Source organism: Filifactor sp. (assembly GCF_057248345.1).
Window position 1 is genome coordinate 18,167 of sequence record NZ_DBHIIC010000007.1, and the last position, 23,745, is coordinate 41,911.

Consider the following 23,745-nt stretch of genomic DNA (forward strand, 5'->3'; position numbering starts at 1 on the left):
ACTATCAAAACTTTTTTACTCGTTTTTTTCAAAAAACGGTAAAGTTCATGTTCCATAAGACAGACTCCATTTTTTGTATGTTTGCAGAAACTATATTAGAATTTTGCTTAAATGTCACTCCTTTCACATACAGACGTGATGTTATATACCATAAAAACATTCTCTATAAACACATTATTTTAAAAATGTAATTGAATTGAAATGTGATTATATCAATACTTTTAATCATTTTATTTCTTGAATGATTCTTTCTGTCGGATTTTTTTCGCTTTCCAAATGACTGTTAACTATCTCTTTTTATTCCAATTTCAAAAAAATATTTTTATCCACCTCTGACTTTTTAAACATAGAACTTAGATTATTTCTGTTGAACTCACATAAAAGTATTCTTTATTTTAAATTTGTAATTGAATTGAAATCTGATTATATCAATACTTTTAATCATTTTATTTCATGATTGATTCTTTCTGTTGGATTTTTTTCGCTTTCCAAATGACTGTTAACCATCTCTTTTTATTCCAATTTCAAAAAAATATTTTTATCCACCTCTGACTTATTAAACATAAAACTTAGATTTTTTCTGTTAAACTCTAAAAAAACTACTCTATCAAAATACTTTTTTCGAAAGTTATGTAGAAACAAAAACTAATATGTGACTGATAAAACAGATAATTTATCCGTATTTTTTAAATATTCAACCGATATCGTAACGAAAATTTCATTTCAAACAGACAATCCAACTTTTTTTATAGTAAAAAGAGAACTGTAGGAACAAAAAAATCTACCGATTATAAAATCGGTAGATTTTTTATACTCATTCAATATAAGATATTCTTCTGTCAATCTAAACTGCTGCACGTTTTTTCGCCAATGATTTTTGGAATAGAATTAAAGAAAAAATCAATACACTTCCGATGATGTCTGTTTTGATGGAAGGATTGATTAACATCAAACCACCCGTAACAAACAGAATACGAATAATCGGATTTGTCTTTGTTTGTACCCATCCGGACACTCCTCCGGCGATTCCATACATTCCTATCAAGGAAGTTGCAATAATACGCACTACTTCTATTGCAGTGGTATCTACCAAAATCAGTGCCGGATTCATCACAAAGATATACGGAATCAGGAATGCTGCAATAGCCAGTTTGGTAGCCTGCACTCCTGTGTCAAACGGATTTCCTTTTGCAATCGCAGAACCCGCATAAGCTGCCAAAGCAACCGGTGGGGTAATATCTGCCAAGATTCCAAAGTAAAATGCAAATAAATGAGCAGATAAAATAGGTACTCCCAATTGCATAACAACAGGTGCTGCAATCGTAGATGTAATCAAATAATTCGCTGTTGTGGGTACCCCCATACCCAAAATTAAGGAAGTAACCATTGTGAAGAACAATGTCAAATACATATTTCCACCAGCGGCAGTAAGAAGTCCTCCACCAAGTTTTAATCCCAAACCGGTCAGAGTAACAATTCCTACAATGATACTGGCAACGGCACAAGCACAAGCAACACCGATAATATTTCTTGCACCATTCACGAATGCCTCTCCCAATGCTGAAATTGGAACACGAGTACTTTTTCTTAAATACGGTACAATCATACAAGCAACAATTCCTCTACTTGCAGCATAGATTGGAGAATAGTCCATTCCCAACAATACTATAATAACAATCAAAGGAATGATTAAGTGTCCACGTTCTTTTAATATCGGCTTTATTTTCGGCAACTCTTCTTTTGGAATTCCGACTAAACCGATTTTTTTCGCTTCAAAATCAATCATCATCCAAATTCCCGTGAAATAAAGAATCGCAGGAATAATTGCCGCTTTTGCAATTACAATATAAGGTTCTCCAACTGCATCTGCAATCAAGAAGGCTGCTGCTCCCATAATCGGCGGCATGATTTGTCCTCCTGTAGATGCAGCCGCTTCTACAGCTGCAGCAAATTCCGCTCTGTATCCCAATGATTTCATCAGTGGAATGGTAAATGACCCCGTCGATACGGTATTTGAAACCGAAGAACCGGAAATAGTTCCTTGTAGTGCCGATGTCAATACTGCTACTTTTGCCGGTCCGCCAGCTGCATGTCCAGCAATCGCATTTGCCAAATCAATAAAGAATGCTCCGATTCCAGTCTTCTCCAAGAATGCTCCAAACAAAATAAATAAGAAAATATAAGTTGCACAAGTTCCAAGCGGCAAACCGATAATTCCTTCTGTCGTATAGAACAAGTGACTTGCAATACGTGGTAATGCATATCCCCTATGGTGCAAAAATCCCGGCATGGACTTGCCGAAAAATGCATAGATAATAAATACCGTTGCGATAACAACAATTGGAAGTCCTACTACTCTACGACAAGCTTCCATTACCAAAACAATTCCAATTGCCCCCACAATAATGTCTGTTGTATTGTATGCTCCGGAACGGTTGATCAAAGCATTGTAATTAACTAAATAGTACATTACAATACCAAAGAAAGCTCCTGCGAAAATATAGTCCAAAATAAATATCTTATCTCTTTTTCCTTTTTTAGTAGCGGGATACAATAAATAGGATAAACAAATAACAAACCCCAAATGTATCATACGCTGTAATTGCGCAGGGAATGTTCCTGTCACTGCAGTATAAATTTGAAAACTCGTAAAACAAATTAAAATTCCCACAATAAACTTGTCCCAAAAACCTGTTAACCTACGGTATGCAGATTCTTTATCCAATAGCATCATCAGTTCCTCTTGACTGATTTCGTCGGAAATTTTCTGTTCAGTCAGATTTTTAGTTTCATCTTGCTTATTTTCCAACAAACCTCACTTCCTTTCTAACTTTATATTTTTATATTTCATGATATTCAAAAAATTCTTCTCAAATCATTCCCTAATAGAAAGAAGTACATAATCTTTGAAACAAACTGGTTCTTTGCAAAGATATAATACTTGTCTTATAAGGATTTTTTTTAAATAAAAAAATTTCATTCTCACTGATACTCAATTTATGGTTTGCAATTCCGGCTGCCGCATAAGACACTTGATGTAGTTCTTTTTTAGGAAAATCAAGTCTCAAAAAATCTCCTTCTTCCGTCATTTGCACTCCTTCTACAACCGAATCCATCATGCCTGCACCATAACTTTGAAACCATCCCGTTTTCAGGTAAAATGTTTTCTGTTCCAAATCCATTTCGTACCGTTCCATAATCATTCCCTTATTGACAGAATGACGAAAACTTACTTCAAAATAAGAAGCATTTTCCACAGGAAGAATGGAAACATCCCTTCCACTTTTATCCTGAACAACCAAGCTTAACTTGCTTGGAACAAACAAAATAAGGGCTATAGTGAACAGAAGGAGAAGAATTCCTCTTCTCCTTACTGAACAACCTTTCATACTTATTTTACTCCCTTTTCATCAAAATATTTTTGTGCTCCCGGATGTAATGGAACAGTTACTCCCAATACCGCATCTTCCAATTTAAATTCTTTTGCTTTTGCATAAGATTCTCCAAGAGGAACTAAGTTTTCATAGATAGCTTGTGTAAATTTATAAACTTCTTCTTCTGTTAAATCATCTCTACATACAATCAAAGCTCTTACGCCCAATGTGTTAATATCATTTTCTGTTTTATAAACGTCTTTTGGAATCACAACATCTGTGTAGAAAGGATATTTTTCTTTCAATTTAGCTGCTTCATCGCCTGTCACGTCTATCAATTTCAATGCTCTTGTTACTGCAAGTTCTGTTACTGCTGTGTTTGGAATACCTGCTGTTACAAAGAATGCATCAATTTGTCCATCTTTAAAAGCGCTACCGCTTTCTTTGAAAGATAAACGATTTACAGAAATATCATCTACTGTTAGTCCGTATGCATCCAATACTTGAAGTGCATTTTGTTCAACCCCTGAACCTGCATCACCGATAGAAACACGTTTTCCTTTTAAGTCCGTAATCGTATTGATTCCACTATCTGCAGCTACAACTACTTGAATCACTTCAGGATAAATAGATGCTACTGTTGCAAGTCCTTCAACTTTTCCGGTTTCTTGGAATAAACCTGTTCCGTTGTATGCATAATCCAAAACGTCATTTTGAATAATCGCAAAATCTGCCTCATCTTGAGAAATTAACATTACATTTTCTTTAGATGCTCCTGTAGATTGTACTGTTGCGTTTACAGCAACCTTTTCATTTACTAAAGTTGCAATCGCTCCAGCTAGAGGATAATAAGTTCCGGATGTTCCACCTGATGCAAATACATAGTTACCATCATTTGTGTAACCTTCTGCTGCCGGTTTTGTTCCACCATCAGATGTTGTACTTCCACCACACGCTGTCATTGTGAACAACATTGCTCCCACTGTTAAAAAACATAGACCTTTTCTTACAAAATGTTTCATGTCTTTTTCCTCCTTTTTTATGTATCTCATAATAATAAATATATATGGATATATATTTATTGTCATCATAACATAACCCCTTGACGTTTTCAATAGATTCGAATGTTTTTCGCAACAAAAAAAATCCTGAACATATTAAATAAGACGTTTTCCTGAAGAAGTCGTGTATCCATCATACATTCAATAAAAAAACTATATTATTATATGATAATTGATATTATTCAATAATAATATAGTTATATAAAACAAAAAATTGTCTCAAATATCAATTCCGATACTCAAAACAATTTTTATGTCATGAACAACTTAACGTACTACACCTTTTCATTTTTGTGACAAAAACCTAAAATCAGATTACAAATCAGCAGTGCAAGGATACATGAAAGACCTATATTAAATATCTGCATACCTAAAAGAACAGGAAAAATAACGGAAACAATATCTATGACTGTCAATATCATAAAACAATCAGACTTTCTTTTTGTTGGAGGTATAAAAAACTTTGATATGGAAAGAAACAATAATCCCATTGTTACTATAAAAACAATTAACGGAAAATATACTCCATATCCCAATGTTGTAGTTGATAGAAAATTGTATTCTTGAATAACCACTTCTCCTGTTCCTGTGCGGAAAGGTAACCAAACATAATTTTTAAAGATACTTAACAGCAATATCAATACTAATAAAATGGTTGAAAGAAAAGATTTACTTAATAATTTTTTCAACACCATCACACATCCCCTTTCAATTCACTAATTACGATGAAAAAGGTTACATATCCCAACTAATTCACTATCAAAGTTTAGTCTGTTACCATATTTCTAATCACAACAAATATGATGGTACATGACTGAAAATAGTAAAATTTATCGTTTTTACATAAATACAATCAAGGTACATCATATGAATACGAAACACATTTGTTCCAATACCTAAAATAAAAAATACTCTCTGCACATATTTCCGTATGTTCTTCACTCTTTAAGAACAAGTTTTGTTCCTACACCTCTTTACTTGTTCGGATTTGGGCGATACCCTTCCATCAACTTATCATTTTCCATAATAAACGGAATGGAAGTCGGTTGTCCTACTTCTACATCATATTTTTCCATCAAGTAATCACTTAACTCTGTCCTGTTTTGAAACACATTCATACGATAAGGTTCTTGAAATGCAACTTTTTCAATAAAGTAAAGTCCTCCATCTTCCTTTGGAACCAAAACTCCGACATGGCCGACAAACAGTCTGCTGTCATCTTCCGTTAATTGAGTATGAAACACAACGGAAATCATACTGATTTTATTCGGATCGGATATAAATTTTACGCCTCTATCCTTCCATGCTTGTTGTATCTCATTCACATGAGTTGGCACATCTTTTGTTTTTTCCGCATTGACAACTCCTGCAAATACAGCTTGAAATGTATTATAATCTTTTTCTTCCAAAACACGACCGTCTTTTTGTAATACATTCAAATCAAATATAATCTCATCTGTATCTAAGTCTTTTACGGGATTTGCTTCAATAAAATCGCCCATCAAAGAGCATGCTGTAATTCTACAATTGTATCCTTGAAAGTCTTTATTTTTTCTATCCCACTGTTCCTGCATTTCGTAAGGATCATATTTTGTTTCTGTCGGTTTTCCTGTTTCAAACCCATTGGTCAAAAATTTTCTGTCTACACTCTGTTGAAAAAAATTCACTTCATTCAAAAATCTTTGTCGTCTACTCTCGGATACTCCGGCTTGAGCAAGTACTTTTTGAGCGATAATTTGTGTTTCCGGTTCTGCCAAATTGGTATAGGTTACCTCCTCCAACGGAGGTACCTCGCTTTGTTTCATGCAATGTTGATATGAGATTGCTATACCACATACAATCAATACACCTGCTATCAATAATCCTGTTTTCTTTTTCATAACTGCTTGAAGAAAGAACTCTTATCTTCTTCCTTCAACCTCCTTTCAAATTCTGTGACTTATTCTATAGTTTGTTTTATCTACCTTAAAGGGAATCTTCATTCGTTCTGAGGTATAAAGGCAAAAAACCTCCTACATCTACTAATTTGCCTTCAGTCATCGACAACAGACTGACTCCTCTTTGTTCTGCAAAATTTTTCATCTTCCGATAATCCGGATGTTTGCTGATGTCCCCGGTAAAATAAATTTCTTTTCCTCGTGTAAGGGATGTTCCTCCCAGCAAACCATATTCCATTCCCCACAAAAAGATATCTTTCCATACCGATACCAAACATACATTTAATTTGTCTTTACATGCACGATAAATACCGATGTCCGATGTAATAATACTTTTTTCATCTACTACAACGATACTGCATTTGGCATATCCTTGTTTCACTACAATTGATTCTATTTTAAATTTTGTAAATTGTTCTCTTATGACTGAGTCAATATATTTGCTATGAATCGCTGTTTGTCCAAATAACGCAACATTATACCAAACATCATAAGGGTATTCTCTTTCCAAGCAACTCTCTCCTAAAACAACGTCGAATTCTCTTAACTCAAAATAATGTCGCTTATAGGCTTCTCGTTCGATAACTGTGGTAAAAAAAACAGGACATCCGATAATATCAGAATGTCCTGAAATTCCCTCATATAATCTTGAGTCTAGTGATATCGGATGCAAACGAATCCCCTTAACTGATAGAAATGCAACAGCTTTTGAATCTGAAAAAAATCGTTCATCTACAAAATAATCTCTATGCATTGCTCTTGTTAGGTAACTCAACTTGTTCTTCCTTTTGATCTATTGTAATTTGCTTCAAAATTCCATTAATGAATTTGTAAGAATCTTCTCCGGAATATTTTTTTGAAAGAGAAACTGCTTCGTTAATCGCAACAGCTACAGGAATATCATTATAATACAACATCTCTGTAACTGCTAATTTCAGAACAGTCAAATCAAGCTTTATCATTCTGGAGACATCCCATCTTTTTGAAGATTTCTGAATGTTTTCCATGATATCTTCTCTATGGGAAAAGTATAATGTCAAAACATCCTTCACATACCCCTCAAGCACACCTTCTCTCATCAAATAAGGTTGCAAGAACTCTATCTCTTCTTCTTTTTTGATGCTCATCTCATATAATAATTTGAACGCTTTTTCTCTTTCTGTTTTTCTGCTCATTGCAAATACCTTTCTGTTTCTTTTATTTTTTTTCTTCTTCCGGTTCTGTTACACCTTGAACATGAACATTCACCGTCATCACTTTGAACTCTGTCATGGATTCAATGGCTTTCTTAACATTTTCTTGTACTTTTTCTGCAACTTCTTGAATAATGCTACCATACACAACACTCAAGTAAACATCAATTTCTACAGTATCTTCTTCTAATTGAACTTTTACCCCTTTTGAAAAATTCTTCTTTCCTAAGATTTCTGTCAAATTTGCCGCCATAGAGCCTGACATTTTAGAAACGCCTTCTATTTCGCTCGCTGCAAGTGATGCAATTGTTGCAATCACATCATCTGAAATTTTCACTCCACCCATTGATACTACTTCTTCTACGCTCATTATTTTTTCCTCCTGTCCTCTTATTTTATGGAACATTAGATAACACAATATATTATAACAAAAATTTGTTTAAATGCCTATATCGAATTGAGATATCCTCCATTCTCCTCTTACGATATGGTCTCTTTAATGTGAGCAATCAATCCGGATTGATGATACTCGGCTGCTCTTAGGATAGCATTGGAAAATGCTTTTGCATTGGAAGAACCATGTGCTTTCACAACTATACCATCCACTCCAAGCAAAACAGCTCCTCCTACTTCTTCATAATTCAACCTGTCCTTCATTCCTTTCAAGCTGTCTTTCATCAACAGTGCACCCATTTTCGCCTTAGTGCTGGAATAAACAACTTCTTTCATCATAGCAAATATCGTCTCAGCTAATCCTTCTGTCAGTTTCAAAATAATATTTCCGGTAAATCCGTCACATACTACAACATCTACAATACCCTTTGGAATATCTCTTGCTTCTACATTCCCATAGAAAGAAATTTCCGGTGTTTCTTTGAGAAGAGGATGTGCTTTTTTTAACAATTCGCTTCCCTTTGTTTCCTCTGTTCCGATATTGATTAACCCAACTTTGACATCTTCTTTTTTGAATGCGATTTTTGCAAAAATACTTCCCATCTTTGCAAACTCAACCAAATGTTCCGGTGAAATATCTACATTTGCACCAATGTCCAAAATGACCGTAGGATTAAGAGAGGGATAAATTGCAGTAATCGCAGGACGGGATACACCTTCAATTCTACCTACAATAAAAATTCCTCCGGCAAGTACTGCTCCCGTATTTCCCGCGGTAACAACACCATCCAATTTTCCTTCTTTCAAAAGATTCATCATAACTACCAAAGAGGAATCTTTCTTTCTGCGAATGGCTTTCACAGGTTGGTCCTCTCCCTCAATTACTTCGGTAGTATGCACTACATCAATGTGGCTTCTGTCCGCCTTTTCTTCCTCCAAGATTCGATTTATTTCTCCCTCATCGCCAACCAATGTAAGACAAAGTTCTTTGTTTAATTGGGAAGCAAGGACTGCTCCTTTTACAATTTCTTTTGGGGCATTGTCTCCGCCCATCGCATCAATTCCAATTCGTATCATGTTTTAACCCTCTTTCTTTCTGATTATCCACATCCAATAGAGAACGACATATCTATTATTTCATCTACTTTTACACTACAAAATCCTGCTCTTTTGTTTTCTGATAACACTATCTAAACTGTTTCCAGTAAAGAAAATATCCGACGATTAACTGTATCAATAAAATGAAAGGCACCCCTAAGGTAAATTTCAAATGTCTTGTCTTATGAGAAAACACCTTCATTCCAAGTATGAAACCAATACTTCCACCCATGATGCAGGAAAGTAACAAATTGTTCTCAGAAATGCGCCACTTGTGCATTTTCGCACTCCATTTATCAATCCCACACAATACAAACGAGATTAGATTCATGCCTAAGAGATACTCAAACATGAGATTCATATTTTCCAATTTTATGCTCCTGTTCTAGCTATATTTTACTTAATGTTTTTTCCAAAAATCTACATTGATGATTTTAGAAGGATCTGATTTTTTGTCAGTATCTTCTTTCATTGCATTTCCTTTCAACATCCATTTTTCGGTCATTTCACTTATTTTAGAAAGAGATGTTATCAGTTTATCATATTCTGTTCCTTCCGGCATCTGATACATAGATTCCAAGTACACCGACACTGTATTCGGCTGAAATTCCAACTTTGAAAATACATAAATCATATGCTTTACCGAATCTATTTCTACTTCCTCTATTTTGTTACAACTACTAAGCGCCTCAAATGCACGATTCAAATGGATACTTTCTTCATAATATTGCAATTCTCCCTTTTTTTCAAGTTCTGAAAAATCCAATTCTTTGTATTCAACCTGTTGTTCTTGTTGAATTCGGTAGAATTGTTCTGCAAATCCGACAGTTCCATGATAAATAAATTGAGTAGATACATTGATTCCGTTGTAATAGCTCTTCATCAAAAACATATTCCCAAAATAACGTTTCACCAATTCTTCAAAATACTTCAAAAACTGTTCTTTTGATTCAAAGAAAGACTCACTCTTGAACTGTTCAAACAAAGAATCCTTTGCCATTTGAACAGGATATACTCCATATACATTTGCAATACCCATCACACAACGAATCAGTTTTGTGTTATATCCCGACAACTTTTCGATTTTTGTAAAATCGATAGAAGAGATTGCATCCTGCACTTCTTTTGGCATAACCAAGGTCTTAATTCCATTGGCATTGATTCTAAAAAACAACCCTTGTCTTTCAAAGTAATCCACCTGAATTTCTTCTATTTCTGTTAAGGGTTTTGACAAATGATATACCCCATTAGCATACATCAACTTTGAAAGCCAATTCATTTTGGAAGCGTCATAATACATCAATTCCTGTTGTAAAAAAATCGGAAAGACAGGAGTCATCTCTTGTAATAAATCAGACTTGCTCTTAGGCCTGTCACAAGAAATCATCATTTTCCTTGCCATTTCCGACAGTTCTTCATAGGACATAAATTTGTCAAGAGTATAAGGTTTATAGATGTTTTTCCATTGAAATAACTCACGATAGCTATCATACTGACTTTTCATCTTATCGGAATTTGATATACCTCCTTTCTTGAAAGACGGCATACCATCTTCTCCGATTTCCATATCACTAATCATTTTCTGTAATTCATCAGAATCAAGCACTTTTTCAATTTGAGACTTTTCTTCATCCCCTAACCTCATTCCATAAGAGCCTATCATTCCTTTGAGCTCATTTTTCATCGTATCGTCCATATTGGCAAATAGCAAGTCAATCATCTTATCCATAACTTCACTGCTATTATCCATCTCTTGTTCAATCACTTCTTCTTCCAGTCTCTGCTTTCTTTTTTGATCTAGTGAAACGATATTATCTTTATTAAAATCATTATTTTTCATCTTCATCACCCTTTTGTATCTGTAACTCCGTAATCTTATCCAACTCTCTCAACAATTTGCGACTTCTTATTCCAACCAGTTGATCCAACTCACTTCCTGCATCGTTTAACTTATGTTGCGCTTTCTCTAAAACAGCTCCGAATTTATAAAATTCCGTTTTAATAACAGAAAGGAGTTCCCAAATCTCTGATGATCTTCTCTCAATCGCAAGAGTCCGAAATCCCATTTGTAAACTGTTCAATAGCGCGGCAGTGTTAGATGGTCCTGCTACCACAACCTTGTACTCTTTTTGTAAGTCTTCCAAAAGATGAGGTCTTTTGGTAAGCTCTGCATACAATCCTTCAAGTGGTACAAACATCAAAGCAAAATCTGTAGTAAATGGAGGATAGATATATTTCGTGCAGATATCCTTTGCATTTTTGCGAAACACTCTTTCCAACTCTTTGCCTTGTTTTTCTATCAATTCCTTTTGAGAATTATCATAAGCATCCAACAAACGAAAATAGGTTTCTATGGGAAACTTTGCATCTATCGGTAAGTAGATTTCTTCTGACGGTGTTTTACCCGGCATACAGATTGCAAACTCTACGACATCTTTCGTATTCGGATTTAATTTAATATTTTTTCGATACTGTGTCGGAGACAAAATTTGTTCCAAAATTTGTTCCAGTTGCATTTCTCCCATCACTCCACGCAACTTGACATTCGTAAGCACTTTTTTTAAATCTCCTACTCCCTCTGCCAATAAATTGACTTCTCCCAATCCACGATGTACTTGTTCCAATCGTTCACTTACTAACTGAAAAGATTTGCCAAGTTTTTGTTCCAAGGTTTCATGTAATTTTTCATCAACTGTCATTCGAATTTTTTCCAAGTTTGCTTCATTCTTGACTTCAACATCATGTAACTTCTGATCTAAAGTAGTTCTGACCAACTCCAACTTCATATCCACACGATCCATCATTTGATAGACCGTTTCCTGATTGCTTTGCGAAATTTGAGATAGATATTTTTGTTGCAACTGAGATGTTTCTGTCATGGATTGATACATTTTCTTTTCTATGTTGCTTGCCACGATATTCTGATTTCTCTCTAACTGATACAGCCCTTCCTTTAACAAATCTTCCATGTCAGATTGACTCTGTTTCACTTTGTTCTTGCCGACAAATTGAACGATTGCATAGAACAAAAAAAGAACAATTACAACAACATCAAGTCCTATTCGAATATTCTCCACAATATTCTCCTCTCTATATCCTTAAAGTACCCTACTTTCGATAGACACAAAAAATATTCGCATTTCTTCATTATCCTTATCTTATGATATCTCAAAGCGTTTCGCAAACATTTTATTTGATTTTTTACAATTTTTATAAGAAGTATCCGTATAAAATCAAAGTATTATGTTTTGTCTTAAATTTCCTTATTTTTTCCCTCTATTTCCATTCATCAATGAGTTGTTTCGCACATTTCGTGTGCTCAACTGAATGGAGTCATAAAAAAAGAAGCAGCTTCCTTCCCTGCTTCTTCTGCAATGATTTGTATCTTTCATTTTCTACTGCCTTTTAGAATATTTCTTTGCATTATTTCTCAACCCTTAAAAGTGATTGCTCATGACAAAACTTCATTTCCATACCGGAAACCATCCTTATAAATATTTCTCTTTTGTATCAAATTGTTTGACACAAACGGAATAGAATGTTTCATAAAATCTTGAATCATAGCTTGAAATGATAACAAACAACAAATTATATCGTTAACGATATCAACCTATCATTTTTACAAAAAGGAATGACTCTTGTTATACTATCTTCTCTTTATTAAAATAACTGAATCGGATTCACCAAGTTTTTCAACAATCCTGCCACACTCCAAGCTGCGGTAACACTGGATTTCGGATTTTTGAAATCAGGTTTTGATGTAACCTCTACGACTGCCCTTGCGCTGTCATTTTCTATCGTGATGCGATGGGTGTTCCCTTGAGCTGTCGGATCACTCACCACACGTACGCTTACAGTATCCACACCCCCACCGGCGATACCTGTTGCTACAGCAACATTGGTATTCTTTGGAAATCCTGCAATTGCATCTCCCGCACTTCCTTCAAAGGCAATGACCCGCCTATCTGAGGGCAACTCTTTTCCTTCCAAATAAGGTGCTCCATTCAGACTCTTCGGCGCCTTTGTACTTTCAATGGTTGTAACGGCATTTCCCATCAAAGAAACTGTCGATAAAATATCAAATCCACCGACTGCGCCGGAAGTCACATGTACCTTGCAACCTGTCCTTTTGGCTGTGTCTGTTATTTCGGCAAGCAATTCTGCATCCGCCAACGCACCTACTGAAGTGATTACCACATGTTTTCCTGATTGTAACAGCGGTATCACAAGTTCCCTAACTGCTCCCACACCGGCAATTTCAACAACAATATCCACCTTGGTATTCAAAAGTTCTTCAAAGCTTTCAAATACTCTGACACTCTTGTTGTTCACCTCAATATTCGGTTGTTTCAACAGAATGTCATAAATCCCCACCAAAGTATAGTCTTCTGTTAAACGGCTGATAACAACTGAAGTCAAAATTTTCCCCAATGCACCGTAACCGATGATAGCAACTGATTTCATAGTTAATCTCCTTTATCCGCAAACGAGAAAGTATTCTCATTTCAACAAATTTTCTTTTGTATCAAATCGTTTTATCATATTATTTTTTCATCGTGTGATGATATCAAAACAATAATAATTCATAATATATCTTAACAACAAACTGACACAGATTTAGATATTCTTCAAAAACTCTGTATCCTCTCCTGAAAAGATACTTATCCTGAATGAATCATAGCATCCTGAAAAATGACTTCCTAAATCTTTCTCAATCCTTTTAATGAAAAATCTAACACCGGTGCGGAATGTGTCAATGCTCCGCTTGAAATCACATCTGCACCCAAACCGCGATATTCATGAATATTGTTCATGCTGATATTACCGGAAAGCTCAACCATTGCTCGTCCGTTGATATAAACAATCGCCTCTCTTATCTTCTCTATTGTCATATTGTCCAGCATAATAATATCTGCCCTTGCATCTACCGCCTCTTGAACCATCTCCATCGTTTCGACCTCTACCTCTATCTTTCGAACAAAAGGTGCATACCTACGAGCTTGCATCACTGCTGCTGTCACAGAACCTGCCATGCCGATATGGTTGTCTTTCAGCAACACTCCGTCCGATAAATTATAACGATGGTTTTCACCTCCACCAATGCGCACCGCATATTTTTCAAAGGGACGCATCAACGGTGTTGTCTTTCTTGTATCTACAATCTTCGTCCTATCATCTCCCAAGGCATCCACCATTTTTCTCGTATAGGTAGCAATTCCGCTCATTCTTTGCAAATAATTCAACGCCACACGCTCACCTGTCAAAAGAGTTTCAACCGAACCAATGACACTGCCTAATATTTGTCCTTTTTTTACAGAAGCGCCATCTTCTACAGAAAAATCAAAACTGACTTTCGAATCCAACAGTTCAAACACACGCATAAACACAGGAATCCCTGCCAAAACACCGTCTTCCTTACAAATCAAGTCTACCTGACATGTTGTTTCTCTCTCAGAAACCGCTTGAGTGGACACATCCTCACCATTTACATCTTCTCGAATTGCTGCACGCAATAAATCATCTATCATCAAAAAATTCAGTAACGGTTTTTTCATATCATCACTCCTAATTTTCACATGCATTCAACATATTATCCAATGCTCGCTTTGCTCGTACACTCACATCTTCCGGTACAAAAATTTCTTCTTTCTGTCCTTTCAGGATAGATACAATATCTTTCAAATACACTTGTTTCATTCCGTCACAAACAATTTCATGAATATAAAATTTCTTTTCAGGGAAACGATTCTCCAACTCCCACAAAATCCCTTCCTCTGTGAGAATGATACATTCTTTGGCGTCTGTTTTTCCAACCGCCTCTATAATACCGCTTGTGCTGCCTTGTACATCAACACTTTCTATCACTTCGGGACGACACTCCGGATGAGCAAAAACAGGTGCATTCGGATATTCTTCTCGAAGTCGTCTCACATCCTCCGAAGTCACTGCATGATGAACAGGACAATGTCCTGAATGACAAATAATATTTTTTTCAGGAAAAAGATGCTTGATATTAGCACCCAAATTACCATCAGGCACGAAGAAAATATTCTTTTCCTTGACTGCACCAAGAACTTTTTTTACATTAGCAGAAGTACAACAGTAGTCTGAATGAGCTTTGATTTCCGCTGTAGAATTGACATAACAAACCACCGCAAGATCATCATATTTTTGACGCATCTCTTGAATTTCTTCTACTGTAATCATATGTGCCATCGGACAATCCGCATTCATATCAGGCAGATAGACATGTTTATCCGGATTCAGAATCTTCATGGTCTCTCCCATAAAATAAACCCCTGCCATAATAATATTCTTTTCCTTCACTGTTGTTGCTTTTTTTGCCAAGAAAAAACTGTCCCCGACATAATCTGCAATCGCTTGCACTTCTTTGTCGACATAATAGTGAGCGAAAATCACTGCATCTTTCTCACGTTTTAACTCCATTAATTCCTCTGGATTCATGGTTCCTTTTTACCTCTCTTCTTTCTTAAGTGACAATATACATTGTATTATTTCTTATTGCCGATTTATCATAACATAAAAAATCAATATTATCAAGACAACTGTCTTGTCAATAAAGTTATGCGAAATAAGCAAACTATTGTGATGTTCTATAAAAATATGTGTTGTAGCTGGTACTGATATCAGAAAAACTCCTGTAATCTTACTTACTAACACCTTCATCTCTTATTTCAAAAAATAACATCTTTAACTCTTACAACATACTTCATCTTGTAACTTTGACTTCTGTGTATGAGCTTTATCATCGTATGAATAAATTGCTATACAATCAACAAAGTGACTAACTTTATTTCCTTGATAAAATTTTCATTACATTCATAAAAATACTCACCAAGTTTTTTCCGACAAAAGAAACTATATCGAGCAATCTTTACAATTTGTATAAATCAGACTGTTTTTTCAATAATTATACTCAATAAAAAATGATAGATATTTACCTCTATCACTTTTTTATTTTATCAAATTATTCATTTATTCTCTTTTTCTTCGCTTTTTTAATAATTAACACTAAAGGCTCTGTGCAAATCTTATAAAAATTAGTATTACCAGTTATCAATACTTATTCAATATTTCTAAGATATCACAACCATATTTTTTTGCCTTCCATTCTCCAAAACCATCTACTAATTGCAATTCTTCAATCGTTTTTGGCATTTTAACAATTAAGTCTTTTAGTTGCAAATTATTATAAATATAATACGGTTTGATGTTTTCTTCTCTGCTCTTTCTTAAACGATAGTCTTTCAACTCTTTGAACAGCATAGTTTCTTCTATAGGAGGTACCGTATCTCCCTCATAAATTCTATCATCTTCATTCTTGATAGCATCCGTTTTAGGTGAATATTCTGTCATTGTGTCAATTCTGTATTTTTCATACTTTCCTGTATAATTCTTTACCACATCCTGATGAAGATCCAGATAAGAAGTTGCCCACTTTAATAACTCTTCATCAGAAAAAGCTGATTGTGACGACTGTTTGTATACTTTTTTAATATAATTCACTAATTGATCTACTCGAATGACTTGTTCTTTTACTTCTTTTTTTGCAAACTTTACATTCAAAACAGTTTTAGGATTCGCAAGCACTACTACAGATTGATACATACTGTCAAAAGCTTTTTGTGCTATAAACTTAATGAGTTGATTTTTTTGCTGTCAATTTTTATTTTTTTCATCAATTCTAAATGTCTCTGATTTTGTGTAATAGGAGAATAAATACCTTCCTTTCTCTGTTTACCGTCAAATTCTAATGTTCGTATAAAGTCGCCGTTGTTGTTTATTTCAATTTTACCGAATAGATTCTTGCATTCTATCACAAAACATATTTTTTTTGTAAATACAAGATAATCAATCTGAGCACTTAATTCTCCATCCTCTAAATAGACATCATGCAGTATGTACATTGGTATATGACTGTTTTTTAATTCAAATGCTATCTGTTTCTCCCCAAACATTCCATATTCCAAATCTTTTATATCTTGCTTTATCAAAGTTTTCCCATATTGATTGAGATAGGGTTGCAAATTTTTGAGTCTTTCTATCTGCTCCTCTGTATTACTACTCTCTTTCAAAAAAACCGGCTCGTTTAATCTATTGAATACTCCCATACCAAACATCATCCTCTCAGTCATGATTCTTCCAAAATGATAGCATAGCTTATTCTACAAATTCTATTATACCATCCCTACAAATATCAAAAAACAAGGCTTAGCAATATCAACAAAACTGACATCACCAAACCTTGTTTCTTCATTTTCATCATTAGTTCTCACGAATAAAGGTGTTTTATCTTATTTTTTGCAATAGATTTATCTTTTATCAACATCTTATTCTTTCTTCTACGCGATTAGTAAGATTTGATTTCTGTCCAAATCGTGTCATATTTTTCTGTGAATGGTCCTAAGTCTACAAACACTTCTCCTAACTCACTCAACGGTTGTGTAGGATACATGTTCGGATTGCTAACTTCTTCTTCCGGCAATAGATCCAAAGCATCTTTATTGGTTGTGGAATACTTGATGTATGCGGAGTTCTTCGCGGCAATTTCCGGTTTTAACATAAAGTTAATGAATTGTTCCGCTTCTGCTTTGTGTTTTGAAGTTACAGGGATAGCAATTGCATCAAACCATAAGTTTGTTCCTTCTTTTGGAAGTGCATATTCCAAATCTTCATTTTCTGCCATTAAGCTCATCGCATCTCCTGCCCATGTTACAACCATAGCCAATTCTCCTGAAGCCATTGAGTTCTTATAGTTATCTACTTCATAAGAACGAACCAACGGTTTTTGTTTAATCAGCTCTTCTTTTGCTTTTTGTAACTCTTCTTCATTTTTAGTGTTGATAGAATATCCTAATTTCAACAATGCTACTGCAATAGTATCTCTGGAAGAATCCAACATTACAATATCGTCTTTGTATTTTTCATTCCATAAGATATTCCAACTATCTACAGGATCTGTTACTTTTGTCTTGTTATATAGAATTCCCAAACTTCCCCATAGATAAGGAACGGAATACTTGCCGTTCGGATCATAGCTTAGATTTTTAAATCTGTCATCCAAATGAGATTCGTTTGGAATATTTTTATAATTCAACTCTTGCAACAAATTATGTTCTCTCATATAAGCTACCATATATTCAGATGGGAAAATAATATCGTATGCATCTGTTCCTGATTGAATTTTTGCCAACATTTCTTCATTGGTTGCGTATTCTTCATAGTTTACTTTGATTCCGGTCTCTGAAGTAAATTCGTCTAAAATTTCAGGATCGATGTAATCTCCCCAATTGTACACATTTAATGTTACACTTTCTTTTCCATCACCAGACTGTCCTCCACCACAAGCTGTCAATGATACCAGCATCACACAAGATAATGCCATTGCAAAAAACTTCTTCATTTTTTTCATCGTTTTACCCCTTTCAAATTTTTATCAATTTCATTCATAACACAATCTTCTTGAAAATATATCCTTGTCTCTTCAAAAAACCATCCTGAAAAGATACTTTTTTATCTTACATTGTAATAGATGTCTTCTTCTCACTTCTCAAATTTTTTAACTGTGGAAGCAGAACAATTAACATTGTTACCACAAACAGAATAGATGACAACGCATTGATTTTTGGACTGACACCACGTTTTGTCATGGAATAAATTTTAATAGATAGAGTCGATACTCCGGAACCTGTGGTAAAGAAACTTACAATAAAATCATCCAATGACATGGTCAGTGATAACATAAATCCTGTCATAATTCCCGGTACCAACTCAGGCAAAATCACCTTAAAAAATGCTTGTGAAGGCGTTGCTCCCAAATCCAGTGCAGCTTCTTCCAAGTTTTTGTCCAACTGCTTAATCTTTGGCAATACTGCAAAGATAACATATGGAATATTAAAAGTAATATGTGCCAAAATCAAGGTAATATAACCCAGTTCCAACTTCAAAAACACAAATAGCGACAACAGTGAAATTCCTATTACAATATCAGGATTCACCATTGGAATATAACTGAAATTCAACAAAATTGCTCTATATCTCGGCTTCAAATTTGAAATTGCAACTGCTGTAACCGTACCGATCAAGGTTGCCAAAACTGCGGATGAAATTGCCACGATAAAGGTAGTTGTCACAGAATTCAAAATCGCTTTATCCCGAAACAGCTCTTCATACCAACGTAGAGTAAATCCTTCAAAACTTCCTTTGTATTTTGAGCTGTTGAATGAAAATACAATCATCACCACAATTGGAAGATATAGGAATGTATACATCAATAGAGCATAAATCGTCTTAAACCAACGTTTTGCTTTTTTATTTACCACAATCCATTCCCCCTTTCATGGTCGCCATCTTTCGCAAAATATCCCATTGTAACAACAATGAACAACAACATGATGACGGAGATTGCAGAACCGAACTGCCAATTTCTGGCATTTCTAAACTGATTTTCAATCAAGTTTCCAAGTAAGATGGTATGGGAACCTCCCAACAAATCCGATAATACGAAAGTGGATACTGCAGGCATAAATACCATGTAAATTCCCGTTGCCACTCCCGGTAAACTGAGAGGAAAAATAACCTTTCGAAACACTTTTACATCATTTGCACCTAAATCCTGTGCTGCCTCAAGCAAACTGTCATCCAACTTCACCAAAACGGAATAAATTGGTAATACCATAAATGGTAAGAAGTTATAAACCATACCCATTACTACCGCACCGTTGTTATATAACAATTGAAGAGGTCTTTCAATCAGTCCGATTGCTTTCAGAAATTCGTTAATCAAACCTTGTTCACGAAGCAATCCCATCCACGCATAGGTACGAAGTAGAAAATTTGTCCATAATGGAAGTACAAACAAAGTCGCCATCAAATTTCGTTTCTTTCGTGGCGCTCTCGACATAATGTATGCCATTGGATAGCCCACAATCAAGCACATGACTGTGCTGACAACTGCAAGTATCACCGAACGTTTCAAAACATTCAAGTATAACGGTTGAAAAAACTTACGGTAGTTCTCTAAGGTAAATACCATTTTGATACTGCCCATTTCCGTCTTTTCAGTAAACGAAAATAGTACGATAATCAACAAAGGAAGAATAGTAAATAAAATAATCCAAAATACATATGGCCATGCTAAAACACTTCTTCTGTTTTTCAATTATTGCACTTCCTTTCTCATAATGTGAATTGCCTCAGATACAAACGCCAATCCGACTTTCGCTCCTACTTCAGCATTATGAATTGTTTGAATCATCCACTCTCTTTCCGTTTTTTCTTCCACTACAATAATCTCATAATGAACGCCCTTGAACACAACATCCGTCACTTCCCCATTGATCAATCCTTTGGATGCTTGTGTAATTTCAATATCTTCCGGTCGAATAACGACATCCACTGGCAAATTCTCTTCAAATCCTCCGTCTACACACTCAAACTCTTTACCTTGTATCGAAACTAAGAAATCTTTTATCATAATTCCATCTACAATATTACTTTCTCCGATAAAATCTGCTACAAACCTGTTAATCGGTTCATTATAAATATCTTCCGGAGTTCCTATCTGTTGAATCACACCTTCTTTCATAACCACAATACGATTTGACATCGTAAGTGCTTCTTCCTGGTCATGAGTGACATAAATAAAAGTAATTCCAAGGTCTTGTTGCATGGTAATCAATTCATATTGCATATCTTTTCTCAATTTCAAGTCCAAAGCGCCTAAAGGTTCATCCAACAACAATACCTTCGGTTCGTTTACCAATGCTCTAGCAATAGCGATTCTCTGTTGTTGTCCTCCGGAGAGAGATTTGATATTTCTTTTTTCAAATCCTTCCAAATTTACAAGTTTCAACATTTTTTTTACTTTTTGGTCAATGACATCTTTCGATACCTTCTTGATTTTTAATCCAAAGGCAATATTGTCATACACATTCATGTGAGGAAATAACGCATATTTTTGAAACACTGTATTGATTTGTCTTTTATGAGCAGGAACATCCTTCATATTTTTTCCGTCAATATACAATTCTCCTGAAGTCTGTTCATCAAACCCACCGATAATACGAAGAGTTGTTGTTTTTCCACAACCTGAAGGCCCTAAAAAGGTTACAAACTCCTTCTCTTTAATCGCTAAATTGATATCATATAACACTTGTTTCCCGTCATCTTCAAATATTTTGTTAAGTCCAATCAATTCTACAATGTTCTTTTCCATACCGTCCCCCATTTCGATATATGTCATCCAAACTTCTGAATAAATAAGGAGAGAATCTTTATGTAGCTCAAATAAGAAAATTCCTCTCTCAAATACAGTCAGTTCGTTCCTCTATCTATCTTGCTCTGTCATCCATAAAAATTTTTTATTTTCTCAAAAAGAAACGAGTCCTGAAGGAAAATTGTAAACTTAAAGTTTCCCATAGATAAACTCGATGTGTTCATTGTAAAGAATAAATACATAATTGTCAATAGAAATTAAGGTATTTTTATACAAAAGAACGATGTTTTTCTTCCTTGTCTCAAAAAATAATATTTTTCTTAAACAATTTATATTTACTCGTCTTGATTCGATTTTTTACAAAAAAGTGAGAAACAAACGAATCATTTTTCTTCTTTTTTCACCTTTCTTTACGTTCCCTATTTTTCATAAAAATTTGTATCTCAAAAAAAGAAGAAAACATCATCACAAATAAATAACCACTTTGATAAACTTTCCAATAAAATAAAAAAATCATAACCCTCGTAAAACGGTAGTTATGATTTTACAATTAACTTATTTTTTTATCCAAACGGTGTATACTCTCCATAAATATAGTAGTATCCGATTCTATCGTCATACTGCATCGCTATATTTCCTGTTACAGATATGAAGTAAATCGTAGGCTTCTCTTGTTCCGATGTGGTAATTGTCAATGTATAGCCTTCCCTTTTATCAATTTCATAAGTAGAATCTAAATACTTCACATCTGTGATAGTGTATTCTCCTTTCGGTTCTTTTTTGATTTCCTTTAAAATTCTTATGAGTTCTTCTCCTGCATTTTTTTCAGTAATTTGCTTTTCCGGTCTATTGGTATATTCATCATCAGAATACAATTTTTCCCCTGTAGATTTCATGATGATATCTCTTCCTTGAACAATAAAATCCTCAACAAGGTCATTACTTTTCCCAACTGTTCCTCTGTAAAGTGAAACAATAGAATCATTGCCTGTAGTATGTATCTTAACGAAAAGCGGTTCATCTTTTTGGACCTTCCCCTTCTGCATCATCAATGACCGTAACACATCAATAGCAAAGAGATCATCTTCAAAAACTGTACCGTTATCTATCATTTGTAAATCGGTAAAATCGTCTGCAACGGTAATCACCTTCAAATCAGGAAGTGAAAAAATATGTGATCCGCCACTACTTGAGTAGTATACCTTTTTCGTATTTTTCTCTATATAAAAAAGTGCAAAAAATCCATCAGGTCTTCTATCATCTTGAACTGAAACAGGAAGATAATCTCCCGGTATTCTTTCATTGAGTCTTGCTATTTGTCGAGTCTCATATCCGTCTTCTTTTGTGAATATAGTGATATTGTTTTGATAGTCGTTAAATAATTCGTTGATTCTCGGAATATATTTCATATTTTCGATGATAGGTTTTTTATATTCTTCAGGAACATCCTCTCTGACTGCATATTCAAATGGTTCAGAATATCTATCGGAGATATAGATTGATTTTCCATCTTCATCTGAAGAAACTTCTTTTCCAAAGAGAGGAAATATCGCATTTTCAGGAATCATAATGGTTCCCTCTTTGAAATAGGGTGATGGAACTATTTCAAAATCTTCTATTTTAATGTCTTCATTATAAAATCTTACTATATTATCCCCTTTTTTTAATGTCATGATAATACCCTCATCATTGAGAGAATATGTCTCTGTTTTTTCATCCCATGTAACAGAAACACCGATATTTTCTGCCACAACACTAATAGGTACAAACACGATACCGTCTTTCATTTCTGCAGACACATTAGTTGCGACTTTTTTATTGTTGATATAAATATCAATTGCATCACTCTTTCTTGAGAATAAAGCAAAGGAAGCTACCACACCAACCAATAAAACACCTAATAAAATAATTGTTGTAGATTTTTTCATCAGTTACACCCTCCTTCATAAAAAACAATATTACATCACTAAGGTTCCACCGAAAATTAACAATTACCAACTAGAGTTTCTTCCTTTATCAAAACCTGCGCTCCACATCCCTTACAAGGGTAAAAAATATTACCCGCAACTTCCATCTCTTTGGAAATTTTCCTTATGTACACTCTTCCACTTATCTCTCTTCCAGACCTTCTTTCGTACTTGTCTCAGTTCTGGAAAAAAGTCAACTGTGGTTTTGTCTCAAGATGTCAAACTAAGAAGGTGCTCCACAACTCTTACACTTTATTACAAAAGGATTGTTTTGAGTAGTGATTTCACTTTTCATTAGTCCCCTTCCTTTTATGTACTGACAATCCCTAAAATTGTTCGAAAAACACATCATACGATTCCTTTTTCTACTTAATCTAAAGATATGTCATCAGTTATAGGTGAGTGATTCAATTCAACACAGTTCACAAAACAAAGTAATCTGTTACTGTACCAACTACCTATCAAATTGATACAGTAACGAATG

The 23,745-nt window shown here is 34.6% G+C and carries 22 protein-coding genes; all 22 read right to left on the reverse strand.

Features of this window, described 5'->3' with window-relative positions; genetic code table 11:
* Nucleotides 1-844: 844 nt before the first annotated feature.
* The gene (locus ACO5GE_RS02800; RefSeq protein ID WP_484829408.1) at nt 845-2,812 is read right to left on the reverse strand and encodes a TRAP transporter permease; all 1,968 of its coding nucleotides are present in this window, start codon (nt 2,810-2,812) and stop codon (nt 845-847) included.
* A 70-nt stretch (nt 2,813-2,882) separates the two neighbouring features.
* Nucleotides 2,883-3,389: a DUF1850 domain-containing protein gene (locus ACO5GE_RS02805; RefSeq protein WP_484829409.1), complete on the reverse strand. Its 507-nt coding sequence runs from the start codon at nt 3,387-3,389 to the stop codon at nt 2,883-2,885.
* A 2-nt stretch (nt 3,390-3,391) separates the two neighbouring features.
* Nucleotides 3,392-4,396: a TAXI family TRAP transporter solute-binding subunit gene (locus tag ACO5GE_RS02810; RefSeq protein WP_484829410.1), complete on the reverse strand. Its 1,005-nt coding sequence runs from the start codon at nt 4,394-4,396 to the stop codon at nt 3,392-3,394.
* A 314-nt stretch (nt 4,397-4,710) separates the two neighbouring features.
* Complete coding sequence (locus ACO5GE_RS02815) at nt 4,711-5,130, reverse strand: hypothetical protein (RefSeq protein ID WP_484829411.1); 420 nt, start codon at nt 5,128-5,130, stop codon at nt 4,711-4,713.
* Between the two features lie 279 nt (nt 5,131-5,409).
* A complete protein-coding gene (locus ACO5GE_RS02820; RefSeq protein ID WP_484829412.1) occupies nt 5,410-6,315 on the reverse strand; it encodes a DUF4300 family protein in 906 nt (301 codons plus the stop codon).
* A gap of 85 nt (nt 6,316-6,400) precedes the next feature.
* Nucleotides 6,401-7,147: a DUF6873 family GME fold protein gene (locus tag ACO5GE_RS02825; protein WP_484829413.1), complete on the reverse strand. Its 747-nt coding sequence runs from the start codon at nt 7,145-7,147 to the stop codon at nt 6,401-6,403.
* Nucleotides 7,119-7,547: a transcription antitermination factor NusB gene (gene nusB / locus ACO5GE_RS02830; RefSeq protein ID WP_484829414.1), complete on the reverse strand. Its 429-nt coding sequence runs from the start codon at nt 7,545-7,547 to the stop codon at nt 7,119-7,121. The genes ACO5GE_RS02825 and nusB overlap by 29 nt, the downstream gene beginning before the upstream one ends.
* A gap of 22 nt (nt 7,548-7,569) precedes the next feature.
* Nucleotides 7,570-7,935 (reverse strand): Asp23/Gls24 family envelope stress response protein, encoded by a 366-nt coding sequence (locus ACO5GE_RS02835; protein WP_484829415.1) that lies wholly within the window; start codon nt 7,933-7,935, stop codon nt 7,570-7,572.
* Nucleotides 7,936-8,045: 110 nt separating this feature from the next.
* Nucleotides 8,046-9,035: a phosphate acyltransferase PlsX gene (gene plsX, locus ACO5GE_RS02840; protein ID WP_484829416.1), complete on the reverse strand. Its 990-nt coding sequence runs from the start codon at nt 9,033-9,035 to the stop codon at nt 8,046-8,048.
* 109 nt (nt 9,036-9,144) lie between these two features.
* Nucleotides 9,145-9,417, reverse strand: coding sequence for a DUF1294 domain-containing protein (locus ACO5GE_RS02845; protein WP_484829444.1), 273 nt, complete (start codon nt 9,415-9,417; stop codon nt 9,145-9,147).
* 39 nt (nt 9,418-9,456) lie between these two features.
* The gene (locus tag ACO5GE_RS02850) at nt 9,457-10,896 is read right to left on the reverse strand and encodes a hypothetical protein (RefSeq protein ID WP_484829417.1); all 1,440 of its coding nucleotides are present in this window, start codon (nt 10,894-10,896) and stop codon (nt 9,457-9,459) included.
* Entirely contained in the window at nt 10,886-12,133 is a 1,248-nt protein-coding gene (locus ACO5GE_RS02855; protein WP_484829418.1) for a DNA recombination protein RmuC, read from the reverse strand. The genes ACO5GE_RS02850 and ACO5GE_RS02855 overlap by 11 nt, the downstream gene beginning before the upstream one ends.
* Before the next feature lie 583 nt (nt 12,134-12,716).
* Nucleotides 12,717-13,520, reverse strand: a complete 804-nt coding sequence (locus ACO5GE_RS02860; RefSeq protein ID WP_484829419.1) for an aspartate dehydrogenase domain-containing protein — start codon at nt 13,518-13,520, stop codon at nt 12,717-12,719.
* 236 nt (nt 13,521-13,756) lie between these two features.
* A complete protein-coding gene (gene nadC, locus ACO5GE_RS02865) occupies nt 13,757-14,611 on the reverse strand; it encodes a carboxylating nicotinate-nucleotide diphosphorylase (protein WP_484829420.1) in 855 nt (284 codons plus the stop codon).
* Between the two features lie 10 nt (nt 14,612-14,621).
* The gene (gene nadA, locus ACO5GE_RS02870; protein WP_484829421.1) at nt 14,622-15,521 is read right to left on the reverse strand and encodes a quinolinate synthase NadA; all 900 of its coding nucleotides are present in this window, start codon (nt 15,519-15,521) and stop codon (nt 14,622-14,624) included.
* A gap of 612 nt (nt 15,522-16,133) precedes the next feature.
* Nucleotides 16,134-16,685, reverse strand: a complete 552-nt coding sequence (locus ACO5GE_RS02875) for an HRDC domain-containing protein (RefSeq protein WP_484829422.1) — start codon at nt 16,683-16,685, stop codon at nt 16,134-16,136.
* Nucleotides 16,686-16,705: 20 nt separating this feature from the next.
* Nucleotides 16,706-17,188, reverse strand: a complete 483-nt coding sequence (locus ACO5GE_RS02880; RefSeq protein ID WP_484829423.1) for a nuclease-related domain-containing protein — start codon at nt 17,186-17,188, stop codon at nt 16,706-16,708.
* 239 nt (nt 17,189-17,427) lie between these two features.
* Entirely contained in the window at nt 17,428-18,480 is a 1,053-nt protein-coding gene (locus tag ACO5GE_RS02885) for an ABC transporter substrate-binding protein (RefSeq protein ID WP_484829445.1), read from the reverse strand.
* A 115-nt stretch (nt 18,481-18,595) separates the two neighbouring features.
* Nucleotides 18,596-19,399: an ABC transporter permease gene (locus tag ACO5GE_RS02890; RefSeq protein ID WP_484829424.1), complete on the reverse strand. Its 804-nt coding sequence runs from the start codon at nt 19,397-19,399 to the stop codon at nt 18,596-18,598.
* A complete protein-coding gene (locus ACO5GE_RS02895; RefSeq protein WP_484829425.1) occupies nt 19,393-20,238 on the reverse strand; it encodes an ABC transporter permease in 846 nt (281 codons plus the stop codon). Before ACO5GE_RS02895 ends, ACO5GE_RS02890 begins: the two co-directional genes overlap by 7 nt.
* The gene (gene potA / locus ACO5GE_RS02900; RefSeq protein ID WP_484829426.1) at nt 20,239-21,294 is read right to left on the reverse strand and encodes a spermidine/putrescine ABC transporter ATP-binding protein; all 1,056 of its coding nucleotides are present in this window, start codon (nt 21,292-21,294) and stop codon (nt 20,239-20,241) included.
* Between the two features lie 563 nt (nt 21,295-21,857).
* Nucleotides 21,858-23,222, reverse strand: a complete 1,365-nt coding sequence (locus ACO5GE_RS02905) for a copper amine oxidase N-terminal domain-containing protein (RefSeq protein ID WP_484829427.1) — start codon at nt 23,220-23,222, stop codon at nt 21,858-21,860.
* Nucleotides 23,223-23,745: the final 523 nt, after the last annotated feature.